General features: G+C 52.5%; 19 protein-coding genes. 2 read left to right on the top strand and 17 right to left on the bottom strand.

What is annotated here, in order from left to right; all coding sequences use genetic code 11:
• Positions 1–125 precede the first annotated feature (125 nt).
• From A9180_RS03575 to yfhM, 11 genes are all read right to left on the bottom strand, one after another.
• Positions 126–341 carry a zinc ribbon domain-containing protein gene (locus A9180_RS03575; RefSeq protein WP_064526225.1) on the bottom strand — a complete coding sequence of 72 codons (216 nt, stop codon included), beginning with the start codon at positions 339–341 and terminating at the stop codon, positions 126–128.
• Between the two features lie 62 nt (positions 342–403).
• On the bottom strand, positions 404–1,879 hold the full coding sequence (gene der, locus A9180_RS03570; protein WP_064526988.1) for a ribosome biogenesis GTPase Der: 1,476 nt from the start codon (positions 1,877–1,879) through the stop codon (positions 404–406).
• Between the two features lie 117 nt (positions 1,880–1,996).
• A complete protein-coding gene (gene bamB / locus A9180_RS03565) occupies positions 1,997–3,175 on the bottom strand; it encodes an outer membrane protein assembly factor BamB (RefSeq protein WP_064526223.1) in 1,179 nt (392 codons plus the stop codon).
• Between the two features lie 10 nt (positions 3,176–3,185).
• Positions 3,186–3,806: an ancillary SecYEG translocon subunit YfgM gene (gene yfgM / locus A9180_RS03560; RefSeq protein ID WP_064526221.1), complete on the bottom strand. Its 621-nt coding sequence runs from the start codon at positions 3,804–3,806 to the stop codon at positions 3,186–3,188.
• 17 nt (positions 3,807–3,823) lie between these two features.
• Entirely contained in the window at positions 3,824–5,098 is a 1,275-nt protein-coding gene (hisS, locus tag A9180_RS03555) for a histidine--tRNA ligase (protein ID WP_064526219.1), read from the bottom strand.
• A gap of 110 nt (positions 5,099–5,208) precedes the next feature.
• Positions 5,209–6,327, bottom strand: coding sequence for a flavodoxin-dependent (E)-4-hydroxy-3-methylbut-2-enyl-diphosphate synthase (ispG, locus tag A9180_RS03550; RefSeq protein WP_000551807.1), 1,119 nt, complete (start codon positions 6,325–6,327; stop codon positions 5,209–5,211).
• Between the two features lie 26 nt (positions 6,328–6,353).
• Positions 6,354–7,364, bottom strand: a complete 1,011-nt coding sequence (gene rodZ / locus A9180_RS03545; RefSeq protein WP_064526217.1) for a cytoskeleton protein RodZ — start codon at positions 7,362–7,364, stop codon at positions 6,354–6,356.
• A 284-nt stretch (positions 7,365–7,648) separates the two neighbouring features.
• Positions 7,649–8,803 carry a bifunctional tRNA (adenosine(37)-C2)-methyltransferase TrmG/ribosomal RNA large subunit methyltransferase RlmN gene (locus tag A9180_RS03540; protein WP_064526215.1) on the bottom strand — a complete coding sequence of 385 codons (1,155 nt, stop codon included), beginning with the start codon at positions 8,801–8,803 and terminating at the stop codon, positions 7,649–7,651.
• A 149-nt stretch (positions 8,804–8,952) separates the two neighbouring features.
• Positions 8,953–9,384, bottom strand: a complete 432-nt coding sequence (ndk, locus tag A9180_RS03535; protein ID WP_000963837.1) for a nucleoside-diphosphate kinase — start codon at positions 9,382–9,384, stop codon at positions 8,953–8,955.
• Positions 9,385–9,532: 148 nt separating this feature from the next.
• The gene (gene pbpC, locus A9180_RS03530; protein ID WP_064526213.1) at positions 9,533–11,845 is read right to left on the bottom strand and encodes a peptidoglycan glycosyltransferase PbpC; all 2,313 of its coding nucleotides are present in this window, start codon (positions 11,843–11,845) and stop codon (positions 9,533–9,535) included.
• Positions 11,846–16,807 (bottom strand): alpha2-macroglobulin, encoded by a 4,962-nt coding sequence (gene yfhM / locus A9180_RS03525; RefSeq protein WP_064526211.1) that lies wholly within the window; start codon positions 16,805–16,807, stop codon positions 11,846–11,848.
• 206 nt (positions 16,808–17,013) lie between these two features.
• Between yfhM and sseA the strand changes: the two genes are divergently transcribed.
• Together sseA and timP are read left to right on the top strand one after the other, a co-directional pair.
• Complete coding sequence (gene sseA / locus A9180_RS03520) at positions 17,014–17,859, top strand: 3-mercaptopyruvate sulfurtransferase (protein ID WP_064526209.1); 846 nt, start codon at positions 17,014–17,016, stop codon at positions 17,857–17,859.
• Between the two features lie 337 nt (positions 17,860–18,196).
• Positions 18,197–18,322 (top strand): small toxic inner membrane protein TimP, encoded by a 126-nt coding sequence (gene timP / locus A9180_RS24680; RefSeq protein WP_262364606.1) that lies wholly within the window; start codon positions 18,197–18,199, stop codon positions 18,320–18,322.
• Between the two features lie 234 nt (positions 18,323–18,556).
• Here the strand turns inward: timP and sseB are convergent, their stop codons facing one another.
• The 6 genes from sseB to hscB form a co-directional block, all read right to left on the bottom strand.
• The gene (gene sseB, locus A9180_RS03515) at positions 18,557–19,333 is read right to left on the bottom strand and encodes an enhanced serine sensitivity protein SseB (RefSeq protein WP_064526207.1); all 777 of its coding nucleotides are present in this window, start codon (positions 19,331–19,333) and stop codon (positions 18,557–18,559) included.
• Between the two features lie 142 nt (positions 19,334–19,475).
• Positions 19,476–20,759: an aminopeptidase PepB gene (gene pepB / locus A9180_RS03510; RefSeq protein ID WP_064526205.1), complete on the bottom strand. Its 1,284-nt coding sequence runs from the start codon at positions 20,757–20,759 to the stop codon at positions 19,476–19,478.
• Positions 20,760–20,992: 233 nt separating this feature from the next.
• Positions 20,993–21,193, bottom strand: coding sequence for a Fe-S cluster assembly protein IscX (iscX, locus tag A9180_RS03505; protein ID WP_000523616.1), 201 nt, complete (start codon positions 21,191–21,193; stop codon positions 20,993–20,995).
• An 11-nt stretch (positions 21,194–21,204) separates the two neighbouring features.
• Positions 21,205–21,540 (bottom strand): ISC system 2Fe-2S type ferredoxin, encoded by a 336-nt coding sequence (gene fdx / locus A9180_RS03500; RefSeq protein WP_001124471.1) that lies wholly within the window; start codon positions 21,538–21,540, stop codon positions 21,205–21,207.
• A 1-nt stretch (position 21,541) separates the two neighbouring features.
• On the bottom strand, positions 21,542–23,392 hold the full coding sequence (gene hscA / locus A9180_RS03495) for a Fe-S protein assembly chaperone HscA (protein ID WP_064526204.1): 1,851 nt from the start codon (positions 23,390–23,392) through the stop codon (positions 21,542–21,544).
• Positions 23,393–23,408: 16 nt separating this feature from the next.
• Positions 23,409–23,924, bottom strand: a complete 516-nt coding sequence (gene hscB, locus A9180_RS03490) for a co-chaperone HscB (RefSeq protein WP_064526202.1) — start codon at positions 23,922–23,924, stop codon at positions 23,409–23,411.
• Positions 23,925–24,016: the final 92 nt, after the last annotated feature.

Here is a 24,016-nt window from a genome sequence, read left to right as displayed (position 1 = left end):
AATATAATATTAAAGTTATAATAATGTGATTTTATACATTTTTATTTTGTCGTTAATTTAATAGGAAAGAGATTATAATATTTAAATTAGGAATATATAATGCAAAATCATATATTCCCGTGATATTAAGCAATGATAAATTCAATACGGGTTTTAGAAATTAAACCGTGACCATGCTGGCAGAAATAATCCACCGCACCACACGCTTTTAATACCTGCAATGGTTGGTGGCAGTCAGGACAAAGAGCCTGGACTATGAAATCTTTGTTGCACGTTGCGCAGTGAGCAGCCTCGCCATTACGTTCGAGAGGGTTTTGGCAGATTGGGCAGCTAAGTTCCATAAATGATCCTCATATTTTCATGGTTTTCCCTTTCCATACGGAAAGGGAAACCACATAAGTAATTACTTACTTTTCTTAATATGCTTCATCAGGCGTTTACGTTTACGCATCTGGGTCGGTGTCAGAGTGTTACGCTTGTTCGCATACGGGTTTTCCCCTTCCTTGAACTGAATACGAATCGGCGTACCCATCACGTCCAGAGACTTACGGAAATAATTCATCAGATAACGCTTGTAGGAATCTGGCAGGTCTTTCACCTGGTTACCGTGAATCACCACAATCGGCGGGTTATAACCACCGGCGTGAGCATACTTCAGCTTCACACGACGACCACGTACCAGCGGCGGTTGATGATCTTCAACAGCCATGGTCATAATTCGTGTCAGCATAGACGTTCCCACACGACGGGTGGAACTGTCATAAGCTTCACGCACCGATTCAAACAGGTTTCCAACACCGCTGCCGTGCAATGCAGAGATAAAATGCACGCGAGCAAAATCGATAAAACCCAGACGGAAGTCCAGCGTCTCTTTCACCTGCTCTTTCACTTCCTGACTCAGGCCATCCCACTTGTTCACCACAATCACAAGTGAGCGCCCACTATTGAGAATAAAGCCCAGCAGGGAGAGATCCTGATCGGAAATACCTTCGCGCGCATCAATCACCAGCATTACCACGTTGGCATCTTCAATCGCCTGCAACGTTTTGATTACGGAGAATTTTTCTACCGCATCGGTGATTTTTCCGCGTTTACGTACGCCTGCGGTGTCAATAAGTACATACTCACGTCCATCGCGTTCCATTGGAATGTAAATACTGTCACGCGTAGTGCCTGGCATGTCGTAAACCACAACACGCTCTTCACCGAGAATACGGTTAGTGAGCGTAGACTTACCGACGTTCGGGCGACCAACAATCGCCAGTTTGATTGGCAGACTTTGCGGGTCGAAGTCGTCTTCCTCTTCTTCTTCCTCGCCGTTCTCTTGCGCTTCAAATTGCGCCCAGTATTCGGCGTCTTCATCCACTTCTTCTTGCGGCGCGATATCTTCCATCCACGGCAGCAGCACGTGCTCCAGCAGACTTAATACGCCACGACCATGCGAAGCGGCAATTGGGTAGATTTCACCTAAACCGAGTGAATAAAAATCAACGATTGCTTGATCCGGGTCCAGTCCATCGGTTTTGTTCGCCACCAGAAAAGTTGGCTTTTCGCGGGAACGCAGATGTTTGGCAATGGCTTCATCCGCCGGCATCAGACCCGCACGCGCATCAACCATAAACAGTACAACGTCTGCTTCTTCAATCGCCAGCAGCGACTGTTCCGCCATGCGGGTTTCAACACCGTCTTCTGTACCGTCAATACCGCCGGTATCAATACAGATAAACTCGCGGCCTTCAATTTCTGCACGACCGTACTTACGGTCACGAGTCAGACCCGGGAAATCCGCAACCAGCGCATCTCGGGTGCGAGTTAGACGGTTAAATAACGTGGATTTTCCTACGTTAGGGCGCCCGACAAGCGCGACCACAGGTACCATGTTTAAAGCCTCATTTTTATAAATCATCAGACAACGAGCGCTCTTTTTGCGTCGTTGTTAAAAACAGGAAAACGGCCCCTGTCCAGGAGCCGTTTTCAAAGTGAACGACAGAGACGATTAACGTGTAATGGAGTACACAGTCCCGTCTTTTGCCTGGATCAGCAGTTTGCCATCAGCGGCAACCGGTTCGGTCTGGAAGCCGGAGCTATCAACTTTTTGCTGGGCAACAAAACGACCATCTTCGACGTTAATCCAGTGCAGATAACCTTCACTGTCACCCACCACCAGGTTGCCATTATACAGCACCGGAGAAGTCAGCAGGCGGTGCAGCAGATCGCTTTGTGTCCACAGCGTCACGCCACCATCGATGGTCAACGCCATTACCCGGTCATTTTGATCAACCAGATAGATACGGTTACCGTCGACGATGAAATCATTCACCGAACCCAGTTCGCGTTTCCACATAATCTGACCACTGCGCAAATCAAGCGCCGTCAGGTTACCATTATAGGCCAGCGCGAAAACAACACCGTTCACAACTACTGGCGTAGTATCAACATCGCTCAAACGGTCGATTTCGGTTGAACCGGTCGCCTGGGAGATACGCTGTTGCCAAATCATCTGGCCCTGTTGCATCAGCACTGCACTGACGCGGCCATTATCACCACCAACGACTGCCGCACCAAATGCGGTTGCTGGCGCAGATTCGCCACGCAAAGAGAGCGAAGGCATATCGAGGTTAACAGTCCATTTAACCGCACCGTCTGCTTCATTCAGCGCTTGCAACTGACCGTTACTGGTGTGGATAAGCACCAGACCATCGCTAACCACCGGGCGAGAAAGTGCTTCACCCGCAACTTTAGTTTGCCATGCTACTGTACCATCGCTGGTATTCAGCGCGTAAACCTGCGCCTTTTCGCTGCCAATGTAAACGTGACCACCTGCTACGGTCACGCCGCCAGAAAGCAATGCCGGCTCTTTAGATAACCAGCCATCTTTCTCGGCCAGACTGACAGACCAGATTTCTTTGCCGTCATCCGCATTCATCGCTTTTACTAAACCAGCGCGGTCCGCTGCATAGACAACGTTGTCCGCCAGTGCCGGATGAAGATTAGAATAGAAGTTGCCAATGCCGCTACCAACAGAGGTGCTCCACGCCGTTGTCGGCGTAAACTGGTTTTCAACGGTCGGCAATGGGGACATCTTTACCACATCTTCTTCGCTGTTAAACAGCGAACAGCCGCTTAAAAGAGTAACGGAAAGCAGTCCTGGCAGCAGTAATTTACGCAATTGCATCGGGTCCCTCTCAGATGGACAAATTATTAATTTTCATCTGCATCATTTCGCTCAGTGCCGGGGTAGCATCGCTTTTCACGCCTGCTTCCCATGCACTACGCGCACCTTGCTTATCACCTTTGCTCAACAATGCTTCACCACGCAGGTCGGCAACAATGGCAGCCCACCCTTCACCTTTAATGGTTTCAAGGGTTTTCAGCGCGGCATCAGCCTGCTTGAGCTGCACCTGAACTCGGGCAAGACGCAGATTTATCACGGCTTTGAGATTTTCATCGCTCGTGTCCGCCAACCCTTGTTGCAATTGGGCGGCAGCTTTCTCTAGTTCATTTTTGTCAACAAATTGCTGCGCAAGTTCCAAAGAAGCCAGCGCGCCATAAGTATTTTTATTTTCAGCGGCGAATTTTTCCGCCGCCGGAATGCTGTCTGGTTTGCCTTCGCTCACTGCGGTAACCGCATTATGATAGGCAAGAGAAGCGGAGCGTGCGGAATCAACCTGATGGTTGTTCCAGTAGCGCCAGCCAATCAGTGCGCCAACGCCCAAAATCACCCCAACAGCCAGTGCTTTACCATTCTCAGCAAAAAAGCGTTTAACCGCTTCAACCTGGTCGTTTTCGTTCTCGTAAATTTCCACGCTGTCCTTCTCCTTCCTTAACCCAGTAACGTGCGCAAATGCGCGGCTACGCTATCCTGCGCAACTGCCGTTTGCTCACCAGAGCGCAAATCCTTCACTACTGCCGTGCCGTTGGCCACTTCGGACTCACCCAGCACCACAGCAACGCGTGCGCCCCATTTATCAGCACGGGCGAACTGTTTCTTAAAGTTGCCGCCGCCGTGGTTGGTCATCAATTTCACGCCCGGTAATTCATCACGCAGACGTTCAGCTAATGCCAGCGCCGCAGATTGTGTATCGGTGCCTGAAGCCACCAGGTATATATCGACAACGGGATCGGCTTTAAATTCCGGATTAACTGCCTGAACTAACAACACAAGACGTTCAAGGCCCATCGCAAAACCTACTGCCGGCGTTGCACGGCCACCCAGTTGTTCCACCAGACCGTCATAACGACCACCTGCGCACACAGTCCCCTGGGAACCGAGGCTGTTAGTCACCCATTCGAAAACGGTACGATTGTAGTAATCCAGACCACGCACCAGACGCTGGTTGACGGTGTAGGCAATACCTGCACTCTGGAGCAGTTTGCACAGACCAGCAAAATGCTCGCGCGACTCCTCATCAAGATAATCGCCTAACGCCGGAGCGTCGTTGAGTAACGCCTGCACTTCCGGATTTTTGGAATCCAGCACGCGCAGCGGGTTGGTGTACATGCGGCGTTTGCAGTCTTCGTCCAGTTTTTCTTTATGCTGTTCGAGGAACGCAACTAAAGCATCGCGGTAGTTCGCTCGCGCTTCCAGTGAACCGATTGAGTTCAGTTCGAGGGTAACGTGTTCAGAGATACCCAGCGCACGCCACCAGCGAGCAGTAAGCATGATAAGTTCAGCGTCAATATCCGGACCTTGCAGACCGAAAACTTCGCAGCCCAATTGATGGAACTGACGATAACGCCCTTTCTGCGGACGCTCGTGACGGAACATCGGCCCGATATACCACAGACGCTGTTCCTGATTGTACAGAAGACCATGCTCGATGCCGGCGCGTACACAGCCCGCCGTCCCTTCAGGTCGCAGAGTCAGGCTGTCGCCATTACGATCCTCAAAGGTATACATCTCTTTTTCAACCACGTCGGTGACTTCACCAATCGCACGTTTGAATAGCGGGGTCTGCTCTACAATCGGCAAGCGGATTTCACTGTAACCGTAGCTGCCGAGCACGTTTTTCAGTGTGCCTTCAATGCGCTGCCAGATGGCCGTTTCGCCAGGCAGGTAATCGTTCATGCCGCGAATGGCTTGAATGTTTTTTGCCACGTTTATTCTCTTTCTGAATATAAAAATGAACCCTCAGCGCTTCCGTAAATGTTTCGGGAGCTATGCGGGTTCAATCATACACGGGAAGCGAGGCGCTTCCCATCACGTTATTATTTTTCAACCTGCTGAACGTCAATTCGACGCGCTTCGTCCAGTTGACTGGCTTTCGCACGAATGCGCGCTTCCAGCTGGTCGATCATGTCATTGTTGTCCAGACGGTCTTTACGAACGCCGTCTTCATAAAGGCCGCTTTTCTTGTTGCCGCCCGTGACGCCGAGTGTAGAAACCAGTGCCTCGCCAGGGCCATTCACCACGCAACCAATGATCGATACGTCCATCGGAGTAATGATATCTTCCAGACGCTGCTCAAGTGCATTAACCGTACCAATGACATCAAACTCCTGACGAGAACAGGTCGGGCAGGCGATGAAGTTGATCCCGCGCGAACGGATCCGCAGCGATTTCAGGATATCGAAACCGACTTTGATCTCTTCAACCGGATCGGCAGCCAGCGAAACGCGCAGCGTGTCGCCAATGCCTTCAGACAGCAACAGACCTAAACCGATGGCCGATTTCACCGCCCCGCTGCGCGCCCCGCCGGCTTCGGTGATCCCAAGATGCAGCGGCTGATCGATCTGTTTTGCCAGCAGACGATAAGATTCTACTGCCAGGAAAACGTCTGACGCTTTGACACTGACTTTAAACTGATCGAAGTTCAGACGATCAAGATGATCAACATGGCGCATGGCGGACTCAAGCAACGCCTGCGGCGTCGGTTCGCCATACTTTTCTTGCAGATCTTTTTCCAGCGATCCCGCGTTAACACCAATACGGATCGGAATGTTTTTATCGCGCGCACAGTCAACCACCATACGAATGCGCTCTTCATTACCGATATTTCCTGGGTTAATGCGCAGGCAATCGACGCCGTATTCCGCCACTTTTAGCGCAATGCGATAGTCAAAGTGGATATCGGCAACCAGCGGTACGTTAACCTGCTGTTTGATGAGTTTGAACGCTTCTGCCGCGTCCATCGTCGGTACTGAAACACGGACGATATCGGCACCAACACGTTCCAGCGCCTTGATTTGATTGACCGTCGCTTCGACATCCGTCGTACGCGTATTAGTCATGGACTGTACGGCGATGGGAGCCCCATCGCCAATCGGCACATTCCCAACGTAAATACGTGTTGATTTTCTACGTTGAATTGGAGCCTGGTTATGCATGCAAAATCTCCCGCGTTACCCGTCTGTTACTGCGCCGGTGATTGTTCGGCATTTAGGGTCAGACGCGCAACCTGGTTAGTTCTGATAAAACGACTCAGATCGACAGGTTTCCCTTGATACTGGATCTGTACTGCGGCCGGCGCACCAATTTTCAGTTTATACGGTGCTTGGCCGGTTAAATTCAAATTACCGTCTTTACGCTGCATCCCGCTGAACAGTTTTTTACCGGTAGCATCAGTAACTTCCAGCCAGCAATCGGCAGTAAAGTTCATCACCAGTGCATTCGGGTCAGCCGCCGGCGTGGTCACACCAGCCTGATCGGTTGGCAGTGGTGCCGCGTCATCTGGCGTCGTTGCAGTTGGCGCGGTCGTAGCAGCGGTATCCACATTCGCCTGCGAAGGCGGAACAACCGCGTTCTGCTGTGGTTCAACGGCAGGTGCTGGCGTGGTCACGTCTGACGTTTGCGTGTTTGCAGCAGTAGTATCTGCAGGTGCTGACGTCGTAGTGGAGTCACTCTGGCTGGCGTTTGATGAGGTATCTAACGGCACGCTCTGCGCCTGGCCGCTATTACCGTTCAGTTCCGCTGTGGTCTGATCGGCCATAGTCGTGATCTCTTCCTGCTGGGCTTTGTGATCTTGCCACCACCAGGCACCGCTCAGTCCAATCACCACAAATAACACCAGCCAGGTGAAGGTCATCAGCCAGCCATCATGTTTTTTACGCCGCTTGCCGAGAGAGAAACTCTGCATAGGCGCAACTTTTGCGGCCCGTAGCGGAGCCTGTTTTTCCAGCCCCGGCAGCAGTTCTTCTTCCGGAATATGCACCAGACGTGCATAAGACCGGATATACCCGCGCAGGAATGTTGATGCAAGGTCGGCTGGCGCCTTATCTTCTTCAATATCGCGTACCGTGGAAACCTTCAGACAAAGTCGTTCGGCAACGGCTTGCTGGCTAAGTCCAAGTTGTTCGCGGGCATTACGCAAGCGAGTGCCGGTAGTAAGTGCTTCATTTTGGTCGTGCGTGGCTTCAGTATTCATTCGCTGCAGGTACGTTTAAATGAGAATTGAGATGCCGATGAGTCATCATGCTCACCCACACCGCGAGACATCCATTAAGTTAACGCTTATCATACAGTATAAGACTGTCTGTGTGCTCATGACAAAGCCCACATGAATCAAAGCTAACTTACTGTTGCATCGTTACATACTGCCTTAAAGTCAGCAAAAACGCACCGTTAATATTGATCAGACAATTGCAACTGAATGCTATATTCATAAAAGATTACGCCACGGTACAAAAAATAACCGTGGCGTAAAAGACATCAAACCGTTTTCACGTCGATGGCTTCACCCTGCATCCGTTTGCGCAGGGTCCGTTTAGTACGGTCGATAACCTCACCCGCTAATTGCCCGCAGGCTGCATCGATATCATCCCCACGCGTTTTACGCACGATGGTTGTGAAACCATAACTCATCAACACTTTTGAGAAGCGATCGATACGACTGTTCGAACTGCGGCCATACGGCGCGCCCGGGAACGGGTTCCACGGAATCAGGTTGATCTTACACGGCGTATCTTTCAGCAATTCCGCCAGTTGATGCGCATGCTCTGTACCGTCGTTAACGTGGTCAAGCATCACGTATTCAATGGTGACGCGCCCCTGATTGGCATTGGACTTTTCCAGATAGCGGCGTACTGCAGCGAGGAAAGTTTCGATATTGTACTTTTTGTTGATCGGTACAATTTCGTCACGAATTTCGTCGTTCGGCGCGTGCAGAGAAATTGCCAGCGCAACGTCAATCATATCGCCCAGTTTATCCAGAGCCGGAACAACACCCGATGTAGAGAGCGTCACGCGACGTTTAGACAAGCCAAAGCCAAAGTCGTCGAGCATGATTTCCATCGCCGGAACGACGTTGTTCAGGTTGAGCAGCGGCTCGCCCATACCCATCATCACTACGTTAGTGATCGGACGTTGACCGGTGACTTTTGCTGCGCCGACGATTTTCGCCGCACGCCACACCTGGCCAATAATTTCCGACACCCGCAGGTTACGGTTGAAACCTTGCTGGGCAGTGGAACAGAATTTACACTCCAGCGCACAGCCAACCTGCGAGGAGACGCAAAGCGTGGCGCGGTCGTCTTCCGGGATATATACCGTTTCAACGCGCTGATCGCCCACGGCAATTGCCCATTTAATGGTGCCGTCAGATGAACGCTGTTCTTCAACCACTTCCGGTGCGCGGATTTCCGCCACCTCTTTCAGCTTGCCACGCAACACTTTGTTGATGTCGGTCATCTCATCAAAGTTGTCGCAGCAATAATGATACATCCACTTCATCACCTGATCGGCGCGGAAGGGTTTTTCACCTAATTCTTTAAAAAACTCCCGCATCTGCTGACGGTTGAGATCCAGCAGGTTGATTTTTCCATCTTTCGTGGTGACGTTTTCAGGTGTGACTAATTGTTCAGACATATGCTATTCCGGCCTCGTTATTACACGTTATGGCCCCTGGAGGGTTGAAAAAAGAAACGCCCCGGTGAGCGACTGCTCGTCCGGGGGCGCTGCATTGTACAAATTCTGGCGCATGGATGCCACGTTTGCACGCGGCATTTACGAAAATATTAACGCGTGCGCGGGCACACTTCGCCTTCACCAAAGAAGTAGGCGATTTCGCGAGCGGCAGATTCAACGGAATCAGAACCGTGGGTACCGTTTTCGGTCAGGCTGTCAGCGTAATCAGCACGCAGAGTACCGGCCAGTGCATTTGCCGGATTGGTCGCGCCCAGCAGATCGCGGTGACGCTGAACGGCGTTTTCACCTTCCAGCACGGAAACCACGATCGGGCCAGAGGTCATGAATTCAACCAGACCATCAAAGAACGGTTTTCCATCGTGTTCAGCATAAAAGCCACGAGCCTGTTCAACGGTCAGGTGCAGCATTTTGGTGCCGACAATTTTGAACCCTGCAGCTTCAAAGCGCGCAAAGATATTACCAATGACGTTTTTTGCTACCGCATTCGGTTTTATGATGGAAAAAGTACGTTCAATAGCCATTTTTACCTCTGTAAATTATTCTGTTGTTGTCTGTACCAGCGTACGAGATGGCGCGGATTATAATGAGCAACAGAGCCGTTGACTATTGATGAAGGTAACATTTTTTTAAAATAAACCCAGTTTAAGCAACAAACATGGAGGAAACAGACTATTGCATGACAAATTTCACTGTCGCTATTTGCCCCACTTCATCCATCACCAGCAATTGATAATCGCCTTTTTCCGTTAAATGCAGAGTCACGTTGCGCCCGCGCTCAGTTAACGGTTCGCCATTAAGAAACCACCAGCGTTCGCCTGCCCCTCCACTTGTTTGCACCGGCAAAGTCGCTTCGACTGCGCCCGGTAAACGTTTAATAATCGCGCCATCGCGAACGCCTGTCAGCTGCAGCGGGAGCTGGGCATCATGACCGTACGGCGGGCAACGTGTTGATGCCAATGGCAGGCGTGCGGCGCGACGTTCCGATGCAGGCAGCCAGGGTTCCAGCGGTAGCGGCCAGACATTTATCATTTCTTGTCGCGCCTGCGGGCAATCAGCAGCAACACGTTTGCCGTTTTCATCCAGCCAGATGGGGAAACGAATGCCATTAATCCCTTCTTGCTCAGGCAGTAACAGCGTTGGCGGCTGGCTCCCGTCCAGCAGCCAGGTTGCCAGACGGCGGCGACAGTTACCGTCACCTTCCGGCAACGACTGCCCGCCCGGCCAGCAGATAACGCCACGGCTTACAGAGTCAGGACGCGGGTCTTCCGGCAGATTCGCACTGCGCGACAGTAAGATATTATTCACCTGATTCAACAGCGGTACGGCGCTGGCAAAGCCAAACTGGCCGACTACCGGCGTGCCGTCCGGCCTGCCAGTCCAGATCCCAATCACATAGCGAGCGTTTACTCCTATAGCCCATGCATCGCGATAGCCATAGCTGGTTCCTGTTTTCCACGCCAGTGGTACGACGCGCGGCAAAGCGCCATCCGGTAGCGGCTGTGCTTCATCAGCCATAATACGGCGGATAATCCACGCGGCCCCCGGCGACATTAACGGTCGCTCGAGTAATGGATCGCCCGGCTGTAAGCGTAACTTACCCGCCTTACCGTGGCGAGCAAACGCGGTATACGCTGCTGCCATATCTTCCAGTTTTGCACCTGCGCCGCCGAGAATGAGCGAAAGATTCGGCGCAGCACCGTTGGGCAAATATAACGGCAAACCAACGTTACGTAACTTTGCCGCAAACCGTTTCGGCCCATAAGCTTCCAGCACCTGCACAGCAGGTAAGTTCAGCGAGCGCACCAGCGCCTCGCTCATGCTGATCGGGCCATGAAATCCGCTATCAAAGTTGCCAGGTCGATAATCACCGGTGCGCCGGGGAACGTCTTGCAACAGCGATGCCGGGTGAATCAAGCCTTCATCCAGTGCCAGACCATAAACAAATGGTTTGAGTACCGATCCCGGCGATCGGATCGCATTAACCATATCAACATGGCCAAAACGTGAATCATCATTGAGATCAACAGATCCCACCCAGCCGCGAACACGCATATCGGTATGATCAACCACGATCATCGCCAGTGAGCTGCGCGGCGGCAATCGACCTTTCCAGTTTTGCGCCAATTCTTCCAGACGTCGCTGAAGACCTGCATCCAGCGTAGTAACGATTTTGTCGCTTTTACTTTTACCGAGCATCATGCGCGAAAACAGTGGTGCCAGTTGCGGCATTTGTCTGGGAGCCAGCCAGATGGGCTCTTCACTAGATTCTTTTACCTGCTCACGGGACCACACACCTTGCGCAGCCATCCGTTTGAGCACTTTATTACGTGCGGCCTCGGCACGTTCCGGCCAGCGATCCGGGCGCAGTCGGCTGGGCGCTTGCGGTAACACTGCCAGCATTGCTGCCTCGGAATAGCTCAAATTAGCAGGCGATTTCCCGAGATAAGCCCAGCTTGCCGCACCGATCCCCTGTAAGGTACCGCCAAACGGGGCACGGTTAAGATACAAGGTCAGAATGTCACGTTTAGACAGGTGCCATTCCAGTTGAAATGCACGCCAGAGTTGGCGAATTTTACCGCCAAATGTTTTGGGATGAGGATCAAGCAGACGAGCAACCTGCATAGTGAGCGTGCTGCCGCCGGAGATAACCCGACCAGAAGTCAGATCCTGCCAGGCAGCGCGCGCCACCGAGAACGGGTTTACGCCCGGATGCTTCCAGAACCAGCGATCTTCGTAATTGATCAGTGCTTCAAGGTAGCGCGGAGAAACATCTTCGATAGTCACTGGATAACGCCAGATACCCTCAGCATCGGCGAAACGCCAGAGCGGCGTCCCATCCTGCGCCACAACCACGCGTGCGGGATTGACTTCATGTAGCGGCAGAGGCCAGAGTTTGTCTGCTCCCCACGCTGCAAGAATGATAATAAAGGGCGTGACTGCCAGCGTTATCCAGCAGCCACGTTTGGTTAACAGACGAGGCATTTACGGTCTGACAATCAGCAACTCTTCAGTCGCGCCTGTTGCCCGCCATTGGGGAACATACATTGATTCCACCATCGGTTGCGGAACCTGATACGTTCCCGGCGTTACCGCCCGCGCCAGATACACCAGCGTTACCGGCTGATATTCATCAACGGCAACCGCCGCCACAAAGCGATCGTCACGAAACTCAATATGCTTAATGTTCGCTTGTTGCATTTGATTAAGCAGGTTTTGCACTTCGCTGCCACTTTGCTCCAGACTGGCGCTACCGTTAGCCAGGTTCTGGTTTTCCAGCTCCAGACCCGCTGGCAGCAAATCAACCACCAACGCATCCGGCACGCTGTTACTGGCTTTTACCTGCAACCAGACCAGTACCAAATCGCCGCTACGTAACGAGTCCAGCGATTTGCTCTTACCGTCAGTACCCAAGATATGACGTTCTATTTGCAGCACATTGCTCGCAGGCAAAGGTGCGGATTGCGGATAACCGCTGGCATCCACACGCAGCCATAACGGCTGGTCGCCACTGTTGGTCACCTGCAAGGCGGCAAGTTGATCGCTATTCAGACTGCTGGTTTGCGCTTTCTCGCCTGTCAGCGGCTCGGCAGAGAAAGAGGTTTGTGCTTGCCATTTGCCCGGTAAATCCTGAATCGTACGGGCAGCCAGGAACAGCGCGTTACTTTCCTGAGTTGATAGCCAACGTTCACCAAACGCCTGCTGCGAAAGTGTATTCAGCAAGGTGTTCTGCTCATCTGGCAGCAGTTTGTTCTCTTCCAGTAAGGAGAGCATCAACGCGTTGTCGCGCAGTGGGCTACCGTAATCGCCAAGCCATATCCGCTCATCATTATTACGCGGCGTTTTCAGCGCCAGCGCAATTGCGTCTACACTCCGCGTCGCATCACCCATGGTTTTCAGCGCAACGCCAAGTTGCAGCAGTGGCAATCCAGACGCAGCATCTGCACGACGTTCCCAGATTTCACGCAGCGCACCCAGTGGCGCTTTTTGCTGCCGAGCCAGCACCAGCGCAGCGTAAGACTGAACAGCAAACTTACTGGCTTTAAGATTATCAGCGTACGGAATCGACATCATGCCCGGATCTTGTAAATAGCGCAGCAGACGCTCATTTCCCCGGTTAATGGCTTCTGTCGGCACGCTGTAACCCTGCTCACCTGCGCGGACCAGGAAATCCATCACGTAGGCCGTCAGCCAGTACTCTTCGTCACCGTTTTTATCCCACAGCGCAAAGCCGCCGTTATCCCGTTGCATTTGCAGCAAACGAGAAACACCAATATCGACTGCCGCACGGCGTTTATCATCACTGTCACCTTTTATGCCCAACGCCTGTAGTTGGGCTGCATTGGTATAGAGCGACGGGAACAGACCGCTGGCGGTTTGCTCGAGACAACCGTATGGGTATGCCTTTAACTCTTTGATATAACGTGCAATGTTCAGCGGTGGTTTGCCACTCAACAACAACTGCCCTTCCAGCGTAACAGGAGAGAAGTTTTGCAACCCATCAGCCGGGAGCGCCCATGCTTCACCAGGCTGTAACGCCGTACCATAATTGACTGTTTGTGCCGGGAATGCCGGACGGACGCCGATTTTCCACTGCTTATGCTGATCGGCAACGGTTTCACCTGGTAACGCTAACCCACTGATGGTGGCCTGTATTTCACCATCGCCATAGCCCGTCAGAGCGCGCACCGGGATAAACAGCGTGGTTCGCACCCCTGGCGCTAATTCAACAGGTGCAGGTGAATCGCTTACCAGTTCAACTAAGCCGCTGGTGGTCAGGGCAACGTTCAGTTTTTGCGGTTTATCAGTAAGATTAGTGATATCCAGCGTCAGACGTGAGGTGTCGCCACTCGCCATAAAGCGCGGCATGTTCAGTTCGGCTATCACCGGTGCAGCAACAATCACTTTGCTTTCGCTGCTGCCGAAGTCATTTGCCGTCCATGCTTGCGCCATGACGCGCAATTCACCGTTAAAATCGCCAATCGGCAATGTAACTGTGCCTTCGCCCTGTTCGTTGAGCGTTACCGGCAGCGCCTGTTGCGCGACAATATTGACGTGATTTACTGGCGGTTTGCCACCGCGTTTCAGTTCATCACCATCGCCACCAAAGCGCAGTGCAGCCAGACGCCCCTGACCTTCAATAACCTGACCGTAAATATCGTAAATGTCTGCGCCATAGCGTTTCTGACCAAAGAACGCCTGCCACGGATCTGGCGTGACGTAGTCAGTAATATTCAGCACACCACTATCAACGGCAGACACCAGCACATTCACCTGTTTTGGCTTCTCACCATTTTTAGTGCTGGCTTTAATTTTCACGGTTAATGGTTGATTGGGACGCATTTTTGCTGGTGTTTCCAGCGCCAGATCGAGGCGACGGTTTTCATCACCAAGCGGCAAATGCAACACACCAACCGCGCGTTTTGGCGTCGCGGAGCGAGATTTATCACCAGGACGCACCACCAGCGTACTCAAATAAAGATCATGACGATTCCAGGTTTTATCGACCGGAATAGTCAGATCCAACCCTTGTGCCGGGACATCAATCTCTTGCCACCAGAGTGGCCCTTCACTGGACTCCACCATCGCGTAGCCTTTACCCGCCGTTGGCGCGGCAATATGCAACTTAATAGTATCGCCAGGGCGATAACTGGCTTTATCCAGTTTCAGCGTAACGCGGTCCGGACGCACTGCGCCGCTACCGTCGCTATTATCCTGCCAGCTATATCCGGCCCAAAAACGCACGCTACTGACCGCTTCATTCGGCGCTTTGACTTCAAGACGATAAGCGCCCCACTCTACCGGAAAGCTCACCTTACCGGTTTCATCTGCTTTCAGATCCAGCGTTTGCTCATTTTCGATCAGATCTTTTTGATCGAACTGTGACTTCCAGCCTTCATCTTCCGACCAGTTCCAGTAGTAATCGCGACGTTCGCGAATCAGGCGTACCTGCAAGCCTGACACAGCTTTTTTCACGCCATGCGCATCGCTGTAAACGATGTCAAAAGCGGCATTACTGCCTTCATCAACAATGGGCTGTTTTACCATACTGTCAGTGCGGTAATCATAAACCGATTTCGAGGTGAACTGCGGACGGATCCCTGGCAGCGCATCGGCAGGCCAGATAGCCTGTTCAGCGCGGCGCGTCACCGGTCGACCGCCCGACTCCAGCAAACTGCCCTGGAAAATAACCTGCAATGGGGAATGTACTTCCTTCCACTGGCTTTCAGTGGAAACTTCGCCGCGTCCTTTATCATCCAGCGTCAGCTGGACTTCATCCAGCGAGCGGGAAAGGTTTTCGGCAGCAATATCGCCAAATTCGAAACCAGGCAATGCAGAAACCGCTTCACGCAGTGGCCGCAGGAAAAGCTGTCCCTGCAAGGTATTGCCATTAGCAGGCGCACCGTACAGGTAGTACCCCACCACGGAGAATTTCACTTCATCTTTTGGCGTTAATGGCATTTTCTCGCCGGTCAGATTCAACGCCATACGCTCCGGCATAAAATCTTCGACGTGGAAATCCCACATCCGATACTGGTTATCGCCAGTGTTGGCTCGGATATGCCACATGCCGGTTGCCGCAGTACTATCCAGCGGCCAGGTAAAATGGTAGAGGCCATTTTCCGGCTGGCTAACAACACTACGCAGTACCTGCCCGTCGGGTTTAATCACGTCCAGTTTGATGGGTTGATCCGGCAGAGCTTTACCGTCTGCATCACGCAGTAAGCCGTTGAGGATTACCGTTTCGCCCGGGCGATAAAGATCGCGCGGGCCAAACATAAAGAACTGTTTGCTGTACCCTGGCGCACCAGCAATGTTAAATTCCGCTAAGTCCAGTGCCGGTAGTTTTAAATCGAGCAGCGTTGTCTGACCGTCTTTACGCGCCAGCAGTAGCGCCGCGTTTTTATCATTTTCCAGCTGTACATGGCCCTGTGAATCACTGGTCGCCTGAGCCAGGGTCTGCCCTTTTTCATTTAATAGCGAGACTTCAATTCCTTGCTGGGCCGCGCCGTTTTCCAGGCTTTGAGTAAAGATATCCAGACGATTGTGATAACGGTGGGCCGATACGCCGATATCACTTAACGTAAATAGCGTGGCTGGATTACTGTAATCGTAATGTCCGGCCTGATTCATTACAGCCAGATACACGCCCGCCTGCTGAAGCGGCTTGATATCGCCCAGCGGCAGCAATAATTTTTCACGGGTGTTACGCGCAGGATTGAGATCAAACCGCCCGGTATAGACCAGGTCTGCCATCTGCAACAGTTTGTCTGATTGCCAGTTCGCCAGCGAGTTACGGTATTCCCACTGGCTAATGAAAGCAGGCAGCGATTCTGGCTTCACACGGAAGAAGTTAACATCGACATTGTTAACGTTGAGCGCCATTACCGGCAGTCCTTCCACGACTTTTCCAGGCAGCAGCGAACCACGGCTGGCAAAGCCGACGCTGGGTTGGATATCGCGGGTGGTGATAGTTTTTTCGTAATCTTTACTGAAGGTTACGTTATTGAGTGCCTTAACTTCCTTGCCAATAGTGACGATCAAATCACGTTTCGGTTCGAGGTGGCGTAAACGCAGTTCTTTGAGATTATCTGACAACTCCCAGGCACCATCCACTTTGCCGCTCTTTTTATCGACGACATGAATAACACGCGAGAAGTCCTGATCCGGGTCGAGGGGGACGGAGAAAGTCAGTACCAGCGTGGCTGCGCCATCAAGCTGTACTTCAGAGAGATCGAGCAATGTCAGTGCCTTACCCGCGCTCTGTTGTGCCAGTTTTTGTCGCTCCGGCGCGGAGAGTTTCGCAGAAGTCGCATCTGTCGAAGATGACTCTTTAGCAACTTCAGAAGATGTATCTTTTTTCACTGCTGTTGGCGCGTTATCGTTGTTGTCGCACCCTGCCAGCGCCAGCATTAATATACAGGCGACTAAGCGTAACTTTTTCATCTCTCATCCCTGCCACAATGGCCCGTTAGCAACGTCGAATGATTATTATGCGTGAGAAATGACGTTATGTAATTCACTATCACATCTACAGAATCCGAATTTTAGTGAGAAATGTGGCTCAGACAGCCAAATCAACCTCTTTTGCTTGTCGCTTTCCGGCAAACATCCGACAATTTAGCTTAACCCCGGCAAAAATGGAGATGCCTATGTCCACGACATGGTTTGTAGGAGCCGACTGGCTCGCCGAACATATTGATGACCCGGAAATTCAGATTATTGATGCCCGTATGGCACCGCCCGGACAGGAAGATCGTAACGTTGCCCAGGAGTACCTGAGCGGTCATATCCCCGGTGCAGTATTTTTCGATATCGAAGCGCTTTCTGATCATACATCCCCACTTCCGCACATGCTGCCTCGCCCGGAAACGTTCGCCGTCGCAATGCGTGAACTGGGCGTTAATCAGGACAAGCATCTGATTGTCTATGATGAAGGAAACCTATTTTCTGCACCGCGCGCGTGGTGGATGCTGCGCACTTTTGGTGTGGAGAAAGTGTCTATTCTCGGCGGTGGATTAGCGGGCTGGCAGCGCGATGATCTGCTGTTAGAAGAAGGCGCAGTAGAACTGCCGGAAGGAGAGTTTAACACCGCGTTTAACCAGGAAGCTGTGGTAAAAGTGACCGATGTGTTATTGGCAAGCCATGAAAAAACGGCGCAAATTATTGATGCCCGGCCGGCTGCACGTTTTAATGCAGAAGTCGATGAACCTCGCCCGGGTTTACGTCGCGGGCATATTCCCGGTGCGCTGAATGTTCCGTGGACGGAACTGGTGCGTGATGGCGAACTGAAAACAACCGATGAACTGGATGCGATATTTTTTGGCCGCGGCGTCAGCTATGACAAACCAATTATTGTCAGCTGTGGTTCCGGTGTAACGGCAGCCGTGGTGTTGCTGGCACTCGCTACACTGGATGTGCCAAACGTAAAACTGTACGACGGCGCATGGAGTGAATGGGGAGCACGGGTAGATTTACCGGTTGAGCCCGTGAAATAAGCTTTTTACAGGCAATAAAAAAACCGCCGAATTTGGCGGTTTTTTTATTGCTGGTCTGGTTCGCGGCCTTTCCAGCTGGTTGTATTACCGTAGTAATGCAAGCGCGTCTCAGCGATAACAATACTCGCTAGTAACTCCCTTTTTGTCAAGCATAAGAGAGTAATTATTGTTCAGTTAGTGTATTATTCACTACGGCCCTTTCCGCCGTCTCGCAAGCGGGCGCTGGCTTAAGGAAAGGATGTTCCGCGACCCTTAGGGCAAGCGCGTCTCAGTGCTTACTATCGCGGCAATATCGCCAGTGGTGCTGTCGTGATGCGGTCTTCGCATGGACCGCACAATGAAGATACGGTGCTTTTGTATCGTACTTATTGTTTCTGGTGCGCTGTTTTCCGAAGTAAATAATAACCGGAATCTCTCCGGCAACAATTTACTGGTGATTAACAACCTTCAGAACAGCAAGTAAGCCCGAATGCCGCCCGTCAGGGCGGCATATTTTAAATACTCGTCATACTTCAAGTTGCATGTGCTGCGTCTGCGGGTTACTCGGCCCATCCATGGGCCTCACCCCTTACGGGGCCGCTGTAAGCAGCGTTCAAATCCGCTCCATGCGGATTTGTCGCTCACCCCCGTCACTTACTTATGTAAGCTCCCGGGGATTCACTCGCTTGCCGCCTTCCTGCAACTCGAATTATTTAGATTAAATTATCCGATTCTGTTTAAAGTCACGCAGGAATCCCCCCCAGCGACGTTCATAAAATGGCGCAATATGTTCGGTAATAAAGTGGCTAATTCCTTTTTCCCCTTTTTTCACCAGGCAAATATCAATAGGTTCATCGCCAGGTAATGTATCGGTCGCTACACTTCCCGCCGCCTGAATAATTTCTTCGATATCGCCATCGGCTTCAATACCAATAAGCAAATTAGGCTGTGCCTCTTCGCTCTCTTTAATTGAACAAATAAAAGCGCGCTTCACCGGCTTAATAGTTTTAAATAAGGTGGTGAGTGAATCAATCATCTGCGCTGGCGGCTCTGCGACTTCCGATAATATCAGCGATTCGCCACCTTCCAGTACTTCCTGGCTACTCAGCGGATTCCCTTCTTCACCAATCAACAAACTGATTTCACGCGGCATAAATTCTTTACCCGTTGGCAGTTTGGCATTAAGGAAGAGCGTTTCACCAAGAGTCATCTCAAACAGCGTGCGAACAGGCATCACGACAAATGCCTGTTCGCCGTCAACCGCCTGTTGAAGCGCTTCTAATGAGGTGAAAAAAGGAATAACGCTGGTGCCGTCTTCTTTTTCCCAGTGCTGTAAATCGAGCGCACTATCTTCAACAACAGCCTCGCCCTGCGCCGCCGTACCAGGCACCCAGACGGTGGATTCCAGTAAAGTACGGAAAAAGGCTGGTCGGTGCGCCGGTTCGGTTGCTGCTTTTTCCAGCAGGTCTTCAAGTTCGTTTTTTGTTTCGGACATAAGAACCACAATTCATTCAACGTTCGGAGCGGAAGTGCCTGATGCGCTACGCTTATCAGGCCTACAAGGGAGCCGCAATTTGTTGAATTTGCAATATTTTGTAGGCCGGATAAGGCGTTTACGCCGCATCCGGCATATTAGTTTACGCCGTTAACAGATTAGCAATCGTGCGCACACCAAGTCCCGTTGCCCCCGCAGACCACTGTTCAACCGGCGCTTTACGGTACGTCGCCGAGCAGTCGATATGCAGCCAACCTTGCTGGTAGTTCTCAACAAAATGCGACAGGAAGCCAGCCGCCGTACTTGCACCCGCTGGGTACGCCGCGCTTCCGGTATTGTTCAGTTCGGCAAAGTTAGACGGCAACTGACTGCGGTGGAACTCCGCCAACGGCAGACGCCAGAACGGTTCGTTCTCTTGTGCGGCACTCGCCAGCAGGCGACCAGCCAGCGCATCGTCAAAACTGAACAACGCGTGATAATCATTACCCAACGCGGTTTTCGCCGCCCCGGTCAGGGTCGCTGCATCAATAATCAGTTCTGGTTTCTGCGCACTGGCATCAATCAGGCCATCAGCCAGCACCAGACGCCCTTCCGCATCGGTATTCATCACTTCGACTTTTTTACCGTTGCGATAGGTGATGATATCGCCCAGTTTGAACGCGTTACCGCTGATCAGGTTATCCGCACAGCAGAGGAACAGTTTCACGCGTTTATTCAGACCGCGAGTAATAGCAAACGCCAGCGCCCCGGTAACCGTTGCCGCGCCGCCCATATCGGACTTCATTGAGTCCATAAACGCGGTCTGTTTGATGCTGTAGCCACCGGAATCAAAGGTGATACCTTTACCTACCAGGCACGCGTATACCGGCGCTTCTTTATCGCCAGTTGGGTTGTAATCCAGCGCCAGCAATACCGGAGAACGTTCCGAACCGCGCCCGACGGTGTGCAGCCCCATATAACCTTGCTCACGCAGATCTTCACCTTTGGTGATCCGATAAGCCACACGATCGCCTGCAACGTTGCTAATCAGATCAACAGCACGCTGTGCCAGTTGCGATGGCCCCAGTTCTTCAGCCGGTGCGTTGATGGTGTCACGCACCCAGTCGATGATCATCAGGCGGTTATCCAGTTCCTGACGTTGGGCATCGTCCAGATCCGGCCACTCCACTTTACGCGTCCCTTTCGGGGCTTTGTAACCTTGCCAGAATGCCCAGCAGCGATCCACATCCCAGCCTTCACCACTTAACTGAACATGCTTGATGCCCAGACCGTCAATCTTGCGCGCCGCACGCTGGATCAGCCCCAGCTCGTCCGCCCCGTTCAAATGCAGGGTAATGCCATCATTATTAATGCTGTAAGTCGCTTTTTCTCCCCAGCGCGCGTCGGCAGGTTGGGTAGAGAGGGTAATTTTCATCGCTTCTGTCATTTTAGTTATCCTTATTTGTAAAAGGGCCGCCAGTTGGCAGCCCCAGGATTTTTCCGCTAAATGATTCGCGTTGTAGGACAAAACGCATTGCGTTTTGAACAGCGCTTGCGCTGGCCCCGGAGGGGTGCCGAATCACGCGGCAAGTGAGTGAAGCCCCAGGAGCATAGATAACTATGTGACAGGGGTGAACGAGCGCGGCCAACGCATCTGCGGCGTGAAGCATGACGCGGAAATCACTCAGCTTCGTCCAGCCAGACTAACAAAATCGCTTCGAGGATTTTCTCGTTAGATGCCTGCGGGTCGTCGTCGAAATCTTCAAGATCGCAAATCCACTGATGCATATCGGTGAATCGAACCGTTTTCGGATCAAGATCGGGATACGCATCGTACAGTGCTTCGCCAATTTCGCGGCTATCGGTCCACTTAAGTCCCATACTAACCTCTGTTAATGCTCACGCGCATGGTTGATAGTGTAACGCGGAATTTCGACCACTAAATCTTCGTCGGTGACACGCGCCTGGCAGCTTAAACGGCTTTCCGGCTCCAGCCCCCAGGCTTTGTCCAGCATGTCGTCTTCTTGCTCAGAACTTTCTGGCAGCGAGTCAAAACCTTCACGAACGATGCAGTGGCAGGTGGTGCAAGCACAGGATTTTTCACAGGCGTGTTCAATCTCGATACCATTACGCAGCGCAACGTCGAGAATGGTTTCACCACTATTCGCTTCCAGAACAGCGCCATCAGGGCAGAGATCCTGATGAGGCAAAATAACAATCTTTGGCATATTAAACCTCGTCCACGGAATGGCCTTTCAGCGCACGACGAACCGACTGGTCCATGCGGCGAGCGGCGAAATCCTGGGTTTGTTTGTCTACGTTTTTAATCGCTTGTTCGATGGCGTCAACATCATCGCCCTGCGCCACTTCACTCAGGTGAGCGGCAGCATCGTCAATGACCTGACGCTCTGCGGCGCTTAACAGCGCGGCATCAGCAGCCAACGCGCCGTGCAGACTTTCCAGCACGCGCGCCGCTTCTACTTTTTGTTCTGCCAGCATACGGGCTTTTACGTCCTGCTCGGCATAGCTCATTGAATCTTTGATCATCGAGGCGATTTCGCTGTCGGTCAGACCATAAGACGGTTTGACCTGAATAGACGCCTCAACGCCGGTGGATTTCTCCATCGCCGTCACGCTCAAAAGACCGTCAGCATCGACCTGGAACGTTACACGAATATGCGCGCCGCCAGCCGGTAGCGCCGGGATACCACGCAGCGCAAAACGCGCCAGCGAGCGGCAGTCCTGCACCAGTTCACGTTCACCCTGCATAACATGGATAGACATTGCCGTCTGTCCATCTTTAAAGGTGGTGAAATCCTGGGCGCGGGCCACCGGAATCGTGGTATTACGCGGGATGACTTTCTCCACCAGGCCACCCATCGTTTCGAGGCCCAGCGACAGCGGGATCACATCGAGCAGCAGCATTTCGCTATCCGGCTTGTTACCCACCAGAATATCCGCCTGAATCGCCGCGCCAATAGCGACGACTTTATCCGGGTCGATGGAAGTCAGCGGCGGACGACCGAAAAATTCGCCCACCCGTTCACGCACCAGCGGCACACGGGTAGAACCGCCCACCATCACCACTTCCAGTACTTCATCAGCCTCAACGCCCGCGTCTTTCAGCGCGCGACGACAGGCCAGTAAGGTCCGTTTAACCAGTGGAGCGATCAGTTCGTTGAATTGGTCACGGCTGATTGCGCCCTGCCAGCCCGCAACGTTAACGGTCGCAGAGTCTGCATCGCTCAGAGCAATTTTGGCCGCGATGGCGGCATCCAGCAGTTCACGTTGAACGCGATTATCGCTACGGTCAGGAATGCCCGCCTGCTCGCGAATGTAATCCGCCAGCAGATGGTCGAAATCATCGCCGCCAAGCGCAGAATCACCGCCGGTCGCCAGCACTTCAAACACGCCGCGACTTAAGCGCAGAATAGAAATATCAAAAGTCCCGCCGCCAAGGTCATAAACGGCGATCACGCCTTCCTGACCGGAATCCAGCCCGTAAGCAATAGCCGCGGCAGTCGGTTCATTAAGTAAGCGCAGGACATGAAGGCCCGCCAGACGCGCGGCGTCTTTGGTACCCTGACGCTGGGCATCGTCAAAGTACGCCGGAACGGTGATAACCACACCATCCAGCTCGCCTGCCAGAGCTTCAGTCGCCCGCGCCGCCAGTGCTTTGAGGATGTCCGCAGAAACGCGCACCGGGTTCAGCAGCCCCGCCGCCGTTTCAATCATCGGCAGGCCGTTTTCGCTGGCCTGGAATTGATAAGGCAGATGCGGATAGCGTTGCTGGATATCAGCCAGCGAGCGCCCCATCAGGCGTTTAACAGAACTAATGGTGTTGGCGGTGTCACGCGCTGCGTTAGTACGCGCGTCATAACCCACCGAATGCCCTTGCTGTTGATAGTGAACAACAGACGGCAGCAGGTGACGGCCTTCATGGTCGGCTAACGTTTCGGCCTGACCGCTGCGTACTGTCGCCACCAGCGAGTTGGTTGTGCCCAGGTCAATACCGGCCGCCAGACGACGCTGATGCGGCGCAGCACTCAAACCAGGTTCACTAATTTGTAATAAGGCCATGTTTAGCTTCCAGAAATTAAAAATCGAGCAGTTTTTCTTCGAGTTGTTCGGCACTGCTTCGCAGTTTATCGAGAAAACGCAGCTTACGCACGGTATCTGCCGCCGCGTCCCACGTCTCGTTGTCTAACTGTTCAACCATCAACTGATGGCGGGTATCAAACATCTTTTTCACACGTTTGATAAAGCTTTCCAGCCGCGCTTCGTCTTTCGCCTGTTCGATCTCGTCCAGTTCTTCGCGCAGTTCCAGCTGTTCCATCAGGAACGCGGTGTCGCGCACAGTATGCTGCTCGCTGGCGAGATCAAAACCGTGCAGCGAAAGCAGGTATTCCGCGCGCATTAACGGATGACGCAGCGTAAGCCAAGCCTGGTTAATGGTCGCGGATTGTTGTACGGCGGCGAGTTGTTCCGCCTGGCTTCCGCTGGCGAATTTATCAGGATGATACTGACGTTGTAGATCCTGAAAACGCAGGCTCAGTGCCTGGGTATCGAGTTGATAACGGGCAGGCAAGCCAAAGAGGGTGAAGTAATCCATAACATTCTCAGGGCTGCGATCCACCGCGATAACGGCGAATCAGGTAAAACAAACCCCACGCGCAGCAGACCACGGTGGGGTTATCGGTATGC

The sequence above is a fragment of the Escherichia sp. B1147 genome, from assembly GCF_001660175.1.
GTDB lineage: Bacteria > Pseudomonadota > Gammaproteobacteria > Enterobacterales > Enterobacteriaceae > Escherichia > Escherichia whittamii.
Note: the sequence above shows the minus strand (reverse complement) of the source record. Positions and strands in the feature narration are given on the sequence as shown.